This is a genomic window from Pseudescherichia sp. (assembly GCF_031998825.1).
Lineage (GTDB): Bacteria > Pseudomonadota > Gammaproteobacteria > Enterobacterales > Enterobacteriaceae > Pseudescherichia.
This window is the reverse complement of sequence record NZ_DAMACX010000013.1, coordinates 67,608-79,495: the sequence shown is the minus strand read 5'-3', so window position 1 is coordinate 79,495 and position 11,888 is coordinate 67,608. Positions and strand designations below refer to the sequence as shown.

Sequence of the window (11,888 nt, the reverse complement as noted above, 5' to 3'; positions counted from 1 at the left end):
CTTCGGGGGAAGGCCGCTATCATTACTTAGAGATACGCTTGTACTTGATACGCTTCGGCTCCAGCGCGTCTGCGCCGAGGGTGCGTTTCTTATACTCTTCGTACTCGGTGAAGTTACCTTCAAAGAACTCCACTTTACCCTCGTCCTGGTAATCCAGAATGTGGGTCGCGATACGGTCGAGGAACCAACGGTCGTGCGAGATAACCATCGCGCAGCCCGGGAACTCCAGCATGGCGTTTTCCAGCGCCCGCAGGGTTTCGATATCCAGGTCGTTGGTCGGTTCATCGAGCAGCAGCACGTTACCGCCAACCTGCAGCAGCTTGGCCAGGTGCAGACGGCCACGCTCACCGCCGGACAGCTCGCCCACGCGTTTGCCCTGATCGACGCCTTTGAAGTTAAAGCGGCCCACGTAGGCGCGGCTTGGCATCTCGGTGTTGCCGATCTTCATGATATCCAGCCCGCCGGAAACCTCTTCCCACACGGTTTTGCTGTTATCCATCGCGTCACGGAACTGATCCACGGAGGCCAGCTTCACGGTTTCACCCAGGGTGATGGTGCCGCTGTCAGGCTGTTCCTGACCGGACATCATGCGGAACAGGGTAGATTTACCCGCGCCGTTCGGACCGATGATGCCAACAATCGCCCCTTTCGGTACCGAGAAGCTCAGATCGTCGATCAGCACACGGTCGCCGTAGGATTTGCGCAGGTTGCTCACCTCAACGACTTTATCCCCCAGACGTGCTCCAGGCGGAATAAACAGTTCGTTGGTTTCGTTACGCTTCTGGTATTCAGTGTTGTTCAGCTCTTCAAAGCGGGCCAGACGGGCTTTGCCCTTAGACTGACGGCCTTTCGCGCCCTGACGAACCCACTCCAGCTCTTTCTCAATCGACTTACGGCGGGCCGCTTCCTGAGAGGCTTCCTGGGCCAGACGCTGGTCTTTCTGCTCCAGCCAGGAGGAGTAGTTACCCTCCCACGGAATGCCTTCACCACGGTCAAGCTCAAGGATCCAGCCGGCAACGTTATCGAGGAAGTAACGGTCGTGGGTGATTGCCACCACGGTGCCTTCGAAGTCGTGCAGGAAGCGCTCCAGCCAGGCCACGGACTCGGCGTCCAGGTGGTTGGTGGGTTCGTCGAGCAGCAGCATGTCTGGTTTTTCCAGCAGCAGGCGGCACAGCGCTACGCGGCGGCGTTCACCCCCGGAGAGCTTATCCACTTTGGCATCCCAGTCCGGCAGGCGCAGGGCGTCAGCGGCGCGCTCCAGCTGCACGTTCAGGTTGTGGCCGTCGTGGGCCTGGATAATCTCTTCAAACTTGCCCTGCTGGGCCGCGAGCTTATCGAAGTCAGCGTCCGGCTCTGCGTACTTGGCGTACACCTCGTCGAGGCCTTTCAGGGCGTTAACCACCTCGGCCACGGCTTCTTCAATGGATTCACGCACGGTGTGCTCTGGGTTCAGCTTCGGCTCCTGCGGCAGGTAGCCGATTTTCAGACCGGGCTGCGGGCGGGCTTCACCTTCAATGTCGGTATCGATGCCGGCCATAATGCGCAGCAGGGTGGACTTACCCGCACCGTTGAGACCGAGAACGCCAATTTTTGCGCCCGGGAAGAAGCTCAGCGAGATATTTTTCAGAATATGACGTTTCGGCGGAACCACTTTGCCGACACGATGCATGGTATAAACGAATTGAGCCACGTTGGACTTCGCCTCTTTTATCGTAATGTGAATGGTACTCAGCTGCCGAGTGTAGCCGTTTTTGGGGTGCAATCCCAGCCAGCTGCGTCACGAGTGTTAAATCAGACTCAAAAGTAAAAAAGTGTCCAGCGCGTGGCGGATTGCGAAATGCCTGGTTAGCATGAATGGGTTATGCGCCAACAAACTTATTTATATGGAGAAAGTGCCTGTGAATGCTAAACCTGTCGCCTGGCGACTGCTGGCCGTCGGCTGCTGCATGCTGTCGGTAAGCGGCCTGGCACGCGCTGACTCACTGGATGAGCAGCGAAACCGCTATGCACAAATCAAGCAGGCGTGGGACAACAAGCAGATGGACGTCGTGGCGCAGCTGATGCCGGAACTCAAGGACTATCCTCTCTATCCCTATCTGGAGTACCGCCAGATCAATGACGATCTGATGAATCAGCCAGCCATGGCGGTGAGCAACTTTGTGCAGGCCAATCCGACGCTGCCCCCCGCCCGCAACCTGAAGTCGCGCTTTGTGAACGAGCTGGCACGCCGTGAGGACTGGCGCGGCCTGCTGGCGTTTAGCCCGGACAAACCGGCAACGACCGAAGCGCAGTGCAACTACTACTATGCCAAATGGAACACCGCCCAGCCTGACGCGGCGTGGGAGGGGGCAAAAACGCTGTGGCTGACCGGAAAGAGCCAGCCCAATGCCTGCGACAGGCTGTTTGGGGCGTGGCGCGCCTCCGGCAAGCAGGATCCGCTGGCCTTCCTGGAACGCATTCGGCTGGCGATGAAGGCGGGCAATACCCGCCTCGTTCTCCTGCTGGCGAACCAGATGCCTAGCGAATACCAGACCATCTCCAGCGCCATTGTCGATCTGGCAAACGATCCCAACAGCGTGCTGACCTTCGCTCGCACCACCGGCGCGACCGACTTTACCCGGCAGATGGCCCAGGAGGCGTTTGAGAGCGTCGCCCGCCAGGACGTGGAAAACGCGCGCCTGATGATCCCATCGCTGGCTTCGGCGCAGCAGCTTAACGAGGAGCAGACCCAGGCGCTGCGGGAGATTGTCGTCTGGCGGCTGATGGGCAACGACGTCACCGAGGAGCAGGCGCGCTGGCGCGATGACGCCATTATGCGCTCCCAGTCAACGTCGCTGGTAGAGCGCCGGGTACGCCTGGCGTTAGGCACAGGCGATCGTCAGGGACTCAATACCTGGCTGGCCCGCCTGCCGATGGAAGCGAAAGAGAAAGAGGAGTGGCGTTACTGGCAGGCGGATCTGCTACTGGAGCGTGGCCGTGAAGAGGAAGGCAATACCATCCTGCACGATCTGATGCAGAAGCGCGGCTTCTATCCTATGGTTGCCGCGCAGCGCCTTGGCGAAGAGTATCAACTGAAGATCGACAAGGCGTCGGGCGAGCCGGATCCGCAGCTGGTGCAGAGTCCAGAGATGGCGCGGGTGCGGGAGCTTATGTTCTGGGGCCTCGACAACACTGCACGCAGCGAGTGGGCCAACCTGGTCAGCAGCCGCACGCCGCAACAGCAGGCTCAGCTGGCGCGCTACGCCTACGATCGTCAGTGGTGGGATCTAGGCGTGCAGGCGACCATCGCCGGCAAGCTGTGGGATCAGCTGCAGGAGCGTTTCCCGCTGGCCTGGCGCGATCTCTTTGAACGCTATACCAGCGGCAAGGATATTCCCCAGAGCTATGCGATGGCGATTGCCCGCCAGGAGAGCGCCTGGAATCCGAAGGCGCGCTCACCGGTTGGGGCAAGCGGTCTGATGCAGGTGATGCCGGGTACGGCAACGCATACGGTGCAGATGTTCAATATTCCAGGCTACAGCGATCCTGCCCAGCTGCTGGATCCGCAAACCAATATCGATATCGGCACCAGCTATCTGCAATACGTCTATAACCAGTTCGGCAATAACCGCATCTTTGCGTCGGCGGCCTATAACGCCGGGCCTGGACGAGTGCGGACCTGGCTTGGCAACAGCGCCGGACGCATTGACGCGGTGGCGTTTGTGGAGAGCATTCCCTTCTCGGAGACGCGGGGCTACGTGAAAAACGTGCTGGCCTATGATGCCTATTACCGCTACTTCCTGGGTGGGAAACCGACTCTGCTGACCGCCACGGAGTGGGGCCGCCGTTACTGATCCGGCGGTTTGTGTTATGCTGTTGTACTCGTCAACGAGTATGGCAGCCTAACATGACCCAGCAATCCCCTTATTCAGCAGAAGTAGCCGAACAGCGTCATCAGGAGTGGTTGCGCTTCGTCGAACTGCTCCAGCACGCCTACGACCAGGATCTGCACCTGCCGCTGCTTAATCTGATGCTGACCCCTGACGAGCGCGAAGCGCTGGGCACGCGGGTACGTATTATTGAGGAGCTTCTGCGCGGTGAAATGAGCCAGCGGGAGCTCAAAAACGAGCTGGGCACCGGCATCGCCACCATTACCCGCGGCTCCAACAGCCTGAAAGCTGCCCCGCCAGAACTGCGTCTGTGGCTGGAGAAGGCGCTGCTGAAAGGCTAGCGGTACGCCGCATGGTGAAACGGGCTGAGGGCCAGGATCACCGCCTGATGGTAGACGCTGCTCCGCGTCAGCACGCCGTGGGTAAAGACGCCGATCGCCCCCTCTTTACGTCCAATCTCATCGATGCCGGTGACCTCTGACATCACCGGCCCGAGCGCCTCTCCGGCACGCACGCGGCTCAGTATTGCCGCTGGCAGCGGCAGGGTAGCGGAACGCGCTTCGCCGCGCTGCGCCTGGCTCTCAATCACCACCCAGCTAAAGGTACTGTCCTCATCTATCCCTGCTTCAATGGCTACCCAGAAGTCGGCATCGGGACGCGCCTGACGGGCATTCTCCACGCGATTACGTGCGCCAGCCCGCGTTTCTGTGCTGCCAAGCGGCTGCTCCGGTACGCCGCTCTCGACGGCCACGGACTCGATATGGCAGGATCCTTCGCCGAAAATCTCGTTGAATGCGTGCAGAATAGCCTTAATTTTGGCGGGATTAGTGGTAGCTGAGACAACATGGTGCATAATCTAACCAACTCATATAAAAAATTTCATCGCAGTATAACGGATAAAAAGCATGTTACAGGTATACCTTGTTCGCCACGGTGAAACGCAGTGGAACGCCGAGCGTCGTATTCAGGGCCAGTCAGACAGTCCGCTGACGGCCAAAGGGGAGCAGCAGGCACAGCAGGTGGCCGAGCGCGCGAAAGCGCTGGGGATCACCCACGTTATCGCCAGCGATCTGGGGCGCACGCAGCGCACGGCGGAGATCATTGCCGACTACTGCGGGTGTGAGATTTCGCTGGATGCCCGCCTGCGGGAGCTGGATATGGGCGTGCTGGAACAGCGCCCTATCGATTCGTTGACCGAGGAAGAGGAGCAGTGGCGTCGCCAGCTGGTCAACGGCACGTCCGATGGCCGCATTCCCGACGGGGAGTCGATGCAGGAGCTGAGCGAGCGTATGCATGCGGTGCTGGCCACCTGCCTGGAACTGCCGGAAGGCAGCCGCCCGCTGCTGGTTAGTCACGGTATGGCGCTGGGCTGTCTGGTCAGCACTATCCTTGGCCTGCCAGCCTGGGCAGAGCGTCGTCTGCGTCTGCGCAACTGCTCTATCTCACGTATTGATTACCAGCAGAGCCCGTGGCTAGCCTCAGGCTGGGTGGTAGAGACAGCGGGTGACGTATCGCATCTTGATGCCCCCGCGCTGGACGAACTGCAGCGTTAACGACGCACAGGAACCAGATATTCGCAGCGGATATACATCGGCGGCGTCTGGTTCCTGGCTTCGTCACGCGGGAAGAAACGCTCGATATCCAGCCCCTTGCGCCGGGTCAGGTTGAGCATCGGCATACAGGTGCCGTAGATGGTTAAGATAAACTGCTGCAGCTCGGTGCCCGGACCCTCGTAGGTAAACATGACGTACTCTCCGCTCTGCAATACCAGCGGAAAAGCACCCTGTAGGTGGCCGTTAGCCATATCCGGCGTCACGGCGGTGGTGTAGAACACCTCCTGCTCATCATCCTTCTCCAGGCTGGGACGAGGCTCATGCAGGCCGTACAGCTCAGCGGGCAGAGTAGGCGAGTTGCCTAAAAACTCACGCCAGAACTGGATCCGCATCTCATGCCGAAAGGCGGAAATCTCCTCCAGCGAGCAGCTGTAGCTCTGGGTGATCCCCATCAGCGGCGTTTCAGGCAGGGTAATAAACTCATGCTTTGGCAGAGCGAACTCGCCCAGACGCAGCGGCGGACGGATGCCCGACGCGCTCCAGTCAGGGGAGCGGCGATAGAGCGCGGGCGTCAGGTTAAACTGTTTCTTAAACGCACGGGTAAAGGTTTGCTGCGAATCGAAACGATACTGGAGCGCAATATCGAGGATCGGGCGGGCGGTCAGGCGCAGCGCCACGGCGGATTTCGAGAGTCGCCGCGCACGGATATAGGCCCCAATTGCCAGGCCAGTGACGTCCTTAAACATTCTTTGCAGATGCCACTTGGAATAACCTGCTTTGATCGCCACATTATTCAGAGCCAGCGGTTGATCGAGATGATCCTCCAGCCAGTTGAGTAGATCGCGAATAATCCCAGCCTGATCCATACAGTGTCCTCATCCTTAAAACAGTCGTACCCGGTAGCAGGGTTGTGCGAATAATATCATTCCCTGCTATTTTAGCATTCAGTGTTTTTTTTGAGTAAGCGTGCGCTTTAGGCCATTAACGCGTCCCAAAATTTTAATTGCCTGAATCCTAACCGTTTATTTTGCCGGGCAAAATAGTAACACAACGTAATATTCAAAGATGGTAACAATATGAAATACAAGTGCTTAGCAGTAATCTTCGCGCTGGGCCTCGTTGGCCAGACCGCACAGGCTGAAGAGATTGGGTCGGTTGATACCGTCTTTAAAGTCTTCGGACCGGATCACAAAATCGTGGTTGAAGCCTTTGACGATCCCGATGTGAAGAATGTGACATGCTATATCAGCCGGGCAAAAACGGGCGGTATCAAGGGTGGGTTAGGGCTGGCTGAAGATACCTCTGATGCAGCTATCTCCTGTCAGCAGGTAGGGCCGATTGAGCTGAGTGAGAAGGTAAAAAGCGGGAAGGCGCAGGGAGACGTGGTGTTCCAGAAACGCACCTCGCTGGTCTTTAAGAAGCTACAGGTAGTGCGCTTCTATGATGCAAAACGCAACACGCTGGCCTACCTTGCCTACTCCGATAAGGTAGTCGAAGGTTCGCCGAAAAACGCATTAAGCGCCGTGCCGATTATGCCGTGGCATTAATGTGTGACCGTAGGCCGGGCAAACGCAGTGCCGCCCGGCATTACAGTTACACCACCACTTACTCCTGCAGATCGCCGCAGAAGCGGTAGCCTTCGCCGTGAATGGTGGCGATAATCTCTGGCGTATCCGGCGTGGATTCGAAGTGCTTACGAATACGGCGGATGGTCACGTCAACGGTACGGTCATGCGGCTTCAGCTCGCGGCCGGTCATCTTCTTCAGCAGATCGGCACGGGTCTGGATCTTGCCCGGGTTTTCGCAGAAGTGCAGCATGGCGCGAAACTCGCTGCGCGGCAGCTTATACTGCTCACCGTTCGGACTGACCAGCGAGCGGCTGTTGATATCCAGCTCCCAGCCGTTAAATTTGTAGCTGTCGACGCTGCGACGCTCTTCGCTCACCGTGCCCAGATTCATGGTACGGGAGAGCAGGTTGCGTGCGCGGATGGTCAGCTCGCGTGGGTTAAACGGTTTGGTGATGTAATCGTCCGCGCCAATCTCGAGGCCGAGGATCTTATCGACTTCGTTATCACGGCCTGTCAGGAACATCAGGGCGACGTCTGCCTGTTCGCGCAGTTCACGCGCCAGCAGCAGGCCGTTTTTGCCCGGCAGGTTGATATCCATGATCACCAGGTTGATATCGTTATCAGAAAGAATCTGATGCATTTCAGCGCCATCAGTCGCTTCAAAGACATCGTATCCTTCTGCTTCGAAAATGCTCTTCAGCGTGTTGCGAGTAACTAACTCGTCTTCAACAATAAGAATGTGCGGGGTCTGCATGTTTGCTACCTAAATTGCCAACTAAATCGAAACAGGAAGTACAAAAGTCCCTGACCTGCCTGATGCATGTCGCAAATTAACATGAACGGCGTAACATGACTAAAGTACGTAATGGCGTTCTTGATGCACTTTCCATCAACGTCAACAACATCATTAGCTTGGTCGTGGGTACTTTCCCTCTGGACCCGACAGTGTCAAAAACGGCTGTCATCCTAACCATTTTAACAGCAACATAACAGGTTAAGACGCACCGGACACCCAATAAAACTACGGTTCGTTGACATATATCAAGTTCAATTGTAGCACGTTAACAGTTTGATGAAATCATCGCATCTTATTACTAGCGTTTATAACATTTTTTCAATAAACAGGTAGTTACAGGCGCTAATTGATAAATTTGCTGAATCCACCAACGGATCGCGTTCATCATGCAGATTATCATGATTAAACATAGGGATAATCCTCTTCTGTTAACATACTGTCAGCTAATTAACCCAGTAAACAGTGTAGTAATTTTTAAGCTTTACCTGACACAAATTCAGTGATTTCTGTTACGTTTTTGTAAATTTGTGATGCGTAATAACTTGATGTTGATTGTCTTTTTACCCCGTTGAGGGGCACACCAGAGAGTAACCCATGCGTGTATCAATAGTATTAGTTTCACCCGCCAGGCCTGAGAACGTCGGCGCGGCGGCCCGGGCCATGAAGACCATGGGGTTTAGCGATCTACGCATTGTTGACAGCGAGGCGCACCGGCAGGAGAGCGCGCGCTGGGTTGCTCACGGCTCCGGTGATATAATTGATAATACAACGGTTTTTCCTACTCTCGCCGCCGCCCTGGCCGACGTCGACTTTACAATTGCCACCACTGCCCGCAGCCGGGCAAAATTTCACTATTACGCCACGCCAGCCGAACTGGTGCCGCTGCTTGAAGAGAAGAGCCAGTGGATGCGCCATGCTGCGCTGGTGTTTGGTCGGGAAGATTCAGGCTTAACCAACGACGAGCTGGCCCTCGCCGATATCCTTACCGGCGTGCCCATGGTGGCCGACTATCCGTCGCTGAATCTCGGCCAGGCGGTGATGGTTTACTGCTATCAGTTAGCGTCTTTAATGCAACAGCGCCACGAGCCGGCGGTAGCCCATGGCGAAGCGCAGCTTAAGGCGCTGCGTCTGCGGGCGCGATCGCTGCTGGACAAGCTGGAGGTAGCGGATGACGTCAAACTTGCTGACTGGTTGGATCAGCGGCTGGGTCTGTTTGAGCAGCGAGATACGGCAATGCTGCACCGTTTGCTGCACGATATCGAAAAAAAACTCACAGAATAAAACGCTGTCATAGTTTGTTTTTATGGCGAAAGAGTCTGATATTGCTTTTTCCGCTGGTAAGAGTGCGGAGGAAAGCATGGTCAACGTAGCGCGACCTGCGCAGAGGATAAAAAGGGCAAAAAGCAAAAATTCATTGACTCAGACAGGGATATACTTTAACCGTATAGCTATACAAGACAGACAGATAAAAATGACAGAGCACACAACATCCATGAATCGCATCAGCACGCTGACAATTATTACCACCACCATTACCACAGGTAACGGTGCGGGCTGACGCGTACAGGAAACACAGAAAAAAGCCCGCACCTGAACAGTGCGGGCTTTTTTTTCGACCAAAAATCAAGGGGTAATACCATGCGAGTGTTGAAGTTCGGCGGTACGTCAGTGGCAAATGCAGAACGTTTTCTGCGTGTTGCCGAAATTCTGGAGAGCAATGCCAGGCAGGGGCAGGTTGCGACCGTGCTGTCTGCCCCGGCCAAAATTACCAACCATCTGGTGGCGATGATTGAGAAGACCATCGGTGGCCAGGATGCCGTACCCAACATCAGCGACGCAGAGCACATTTTTGCCGACCTGCTTGCAGGCCTGGCCGACGCCCAGCCCGGTTTCCCCCTTGTCCGGCTGAAGCAGTTGGTTGAGCAAGAGTTCGCGCAGATCAAACACGTTCTGCACGGCATCAGCCTGCTGGGTCAGTGTCCGGACAGCATCAACGCTGCCATCATCTGCCGGGGAGAAAAACTCTCCATCGCCATTATGGCCGGACTGCTGGAGGCCAGAGGGCACAAGGTCTCGGTTATCGACCCGGTGGAAAAACTGCTCGCCGTGGGCCACTACCTCGAATCCACCGTTGATATCGCCGAATCCACCCGCCGCATCGCCGCCAGCCAGATCCCCGCAGACCATATGATCCTGATGGCGGGCTTTACCGCGGGCAATGAGAAGGGCGAGCTGGTGGTGCTGGGGCGTAACGGCTCTGACTACTCTGCCGCCGTGCTGGCCGCCTGCCTGCGCGCCGACTGCTGTGAGATCTGGACCGACGTTGACGGCGTCTATACTTGCGACCCGCGCCAGGTACCCGATGCCCGGCTGCTGAAGTCGATGTCCTATCAGGAGGCGATGGAGCTCTCCTACTTCGGCGCCAAGGTGCTGCACCCGCGTACCATTACCCCTATCGCCCAGTTCCAGATCCCCTGTCTGATAAAAAATACCGGTAACCCGCAGGCGCCCGGTACGCTGATTGGCGCCACCTCTGACGATGACGGCCTGCCGGTCAAGGGCATCTCTAACCTCAATAACATGGCGATGTTTAGCGTCTCCGGCCCCGGCATGAAAGGGATGGTCGGGATGGCGGCGCGGGTATTTGCCGCCATGTCACGCGCCGGGATCTCGGTGGTGTTGATTACCCAGTCGTCATCCGAATACAGCATCAGCTTCTGCGTGCCGCAGGCCGACTGCGCCCGCGCGCGTCGGGCGCTGGGAGATGAGTTCTATCTCGAGCTGAAAGAGGGGCTGCTGGAGCCGCTGGCGGTGATGGAGCGGCTGGCGATTATCTCCGTCGTCGGCGACGGCATGCGTACCCTGCGCGGTATCTCGGCAAAATTCTTTGCCGCGCTGGCCCGCGCCAATATCAATATCGTGGCGATTGCCCAGGGCTCCTCCGAGCGTTCAATCTCGGTGGTGGTCAGCAATGATGACGCCACCACCGGCGTGCGCGTTACCCATCAGATGCTGTTCAATACCGACCAGGTGATTGAGGTATTCGTGATTGGCGTCGGTGGCGTCGGCGGCGCACTGCTGGATCAGCTCAAGCGTCAGCAGAGCTGGCTGAAGAGCAAGCATATCGACCTGCGGGTCTGCGGCGTGGCGAACTCAAAGGCGCTGCTGACCAACGTGCACGGCCTGAACCTTGAGAATTGGCAGGCGGAGCTGGCAGAGGCGAAAGAGCCGTTCAACCTGGGACGTCTGATCCGCCTGGTAAAAGAGTATCATCTGCTCAACCCGGTGATCGTTGACTGTACCTCCAACCAGGCGGTGGCCGATCAGTACGCCGACTTCCTGCGCGAAGGCTTCCACGTGGTCACGCCGAACAAGAAAGCCAACACCTCATCGATGGCCTACTACCACCAGCTGCGCCACGCCGCCGCCGGGTCGCGCCGCAAGTTCCTCTACGACACCAACGTTGGGGCAGGGCTGCCGGTAATTGAAAACCTGCAAAACCTGCTTAACGCGGGCGATGAACTGCAGCGTTTTTCTGGGATCCTTTCCGGATCGTTATCCTTTATTTTCGGTAAGCTGGACGAAGGCATGAGCCTTTCGGAAGCGACCGGGATCGCACGGGATCTGGGCTATACCGAGCCGGATCCGCGGGACGATCTCTCCGGCATGGACGTAGCGCGCAAGCTGCTGATCCTCGCCCGCGAGACGGGGCGTGAGCTGGAGCTGACGGATATCGTTATCGAGCCGGTGCTGCCGGCAGGCTTTGACGACAGCGGCGACGTAAACAGCTTTATGGCCCGCCTGCCGCAGCTTGACGATGCCTTTGCCGCTCGGGTGGCGAAAGCGCGCGATGAGGGTAAAGTGTTGCGCTACGTTGGCAATATCGAAGAGGATGGCGTCTGCCGGGTGAAAATCGCTGAGGTAGACGGCAACGATCCGCTCTATAAAGTGAAAAACGGTGAGAACGCGTTGGCGTTCTACAGCCACTACTATCAACCGCTGCCGCTGGTGCTGCGCGGTTACGGTGCGGGCAACGATGTGACGGCGGCAGGCGTTTTTGCCGATCTGCTGCGCACCCTCTCATGGAAGTTAGGAGTTTAAC

General features: G+C 57.2%; 12 protein-coding genes and 1 other annotated feature. Of the genes, 8 read left to right on the top strand and 4 right to left on the bottom strand.

Annotated elements, in window-relative coordinates:
- Positions 1–22: 22 nt before the first annotated feature.
- Positions 23–1,690 carry an energy-dependent translational throttle protein EttA gene (gene ettA / locus RTP97_RS08680; RefSeq protein WP_154058586.1) on the bottom strand — a complete coding sequence of 556 codons (1,668 nt, stop codon included), beginning with the start codon at positions 1,688–1,690 and terminating at the stop codon, positions 23–25.
- A gap of 208 nt (positions 1,691–1,898) precedes the next feature.
- Here ettA and sltY point away from each other — a divergent pair, with 208 nt between their 5' ends.
- Positions 1,899–3,833, top strand: coding sequence for a murein transglycosylase (sltY, locus tag RTP97_RS08675; protein WP_313106473.1), 1,935 nt, complete (start codon positions 1,899–1,901; stop codon positions 3,831–3,833).
- 53 nt (positions 3,834–3,886) lie between these two features.
- Positions 3,887–4,210, top strand: coding sequence for a trp operon repressor (gene trpR / locus RTP97_RS08670; protein ID WP_042388219.1), 324 nt, complete (start codon positions 3,887–3,889; stop codon positions 4,208–4,210).
- On the opposite strand, the gene yjjX is transcribed toward trpR, so the two are convergent.
- A complete protein-coding gene (gene yjjX, locus RTP97_RS08665; protein ID WP_312412683.1) occupies positions 4,207–4,722 on the bottom strand; it encodes an inosine/xanthosine triphosphatase in 516 nt (171 codons plus the stop codon). The genes trpR and yjjX overlap by 4 nt on opposite strands.
- A gap of 52 nt (positions 4,723–4,774) precedes the next feature.
- On the opposite strand from yjjX, the gene gpmB reads away from it, so the two are divergent.
- Positions 4,775–5,422, top strand: coding sequence for a 2,3-diphosphoglycerate-dependent phosphoglycerate mutase GpmB (gpmB, locus tag RTP97_RS08660; protein ID WP_042388215.1), 648 nt, complete (start codon positions 4,775–4,777; stop codon positions 5,420–5,422).
- Here the strand turns inward: gpmB and robA are convergent.
- Entirely contained in the window at positions 5,419–6,288 is an 870-nt protein-coding gene (robA, locus tag RTP97_RS08655; protein ID WP_312412677.1) for an MDR efflux pump AcrAB transcriptional activator RobA, read from the bottom strand. The two genes, gpmB and robA, sit on opposite strands and share 4 nt — an antisense overlap.
- 210 nt (positions 6,289–6,498) lie before the next feature.
- Here robA and creA point away from each other — a divergent pair, with 210 nt between their 5' ends.
- On the top strand, positions 6,499–6,969 hold the full coding sequence (gene creA / locus RTP97_RS08650; protein WP_312412674.1) for a protein CreA: 471 nt from the start codon (positions 6,499–6,501) through the stop codon (positions 6,967–6,969).
- 58 nt (positions 6,970–7,027) lie between these two features.
- Here creA and arcA read toward each other — a convergent pair whose 3' ends face one another.
- Positions 7,028–7,744: a two-component system response regulator ArcA gene (gene arcA / locus RTP97_RS08645; RefSeq protein ID WP_312212600.1), complete on the bottom strand. Its 717-nt coding sequence runs from the start codon at positions 7,742–7,744 to the stop codon at positions 7,028–7,030.
- 95 nt (positions 7,745–7,839) lie between these two features.
- Between arcA and yjjY the strand changes: the two genes are divergently transcribed.
- From yjjY to thrA, 4 genes are all read left to right on the top strand, one after another.
- On the top strand, positions 7,840–7,980 hold the full coding sequence (gene yjjY, locus RTP97_RS08640) for a protein YjjY (RefSeq protein ID WP_312412671.1): 141 nt from the start codon (positions 7,840–7,842) through the stop codon (positions 7,978–7,980).
- Between the two features lie 400 nt (positions 7,981–8,380).
- Positions 8,381–9,067 (top strand): tRNA/rRNA methyltransferase, encoded by a 687-nt coding sequence (locus tag RTP97_RS08635; protein ID WP_312412668.1) that lies wholly within the window; start codon positions 8,381–8,383, stop codon positions 9,065–9,067.
- 211 nt (positions 9,068–9,278) lie between these two features.
- Positions 9,279–9,344, top strand: coding sequence for a thr operon leader peptide (gene thrL / locus RTP97_RS08630; protein ID WP_106403891.1), 66 nt, complete (start codon positions 9,279–9,281; stop codon positions 9,342–9,344).
- Positions 9,280–9,400, top strand: a sequence feature (Thr leader region). (Overlaps the previous gene by 65 nt.)
- Positions 9,401–9,424: 24 nt before the next feature.
- The gene (gene thrA, locus RTP97_RS08625) at positions 9,425–11,887 is read left to right on the top strand and encodes a bifunctional aspartate kinase/homoserine dehydrogenase I (RefSeq protein ID WP_312412665.1); all 2,463 of its coding nucleotides are present in this window, start codon (positions 9,425–9,427) and stop codon (positions 11,885–11,887) included.
- Position 11,888: the final 1 nt, after the last annotated feature.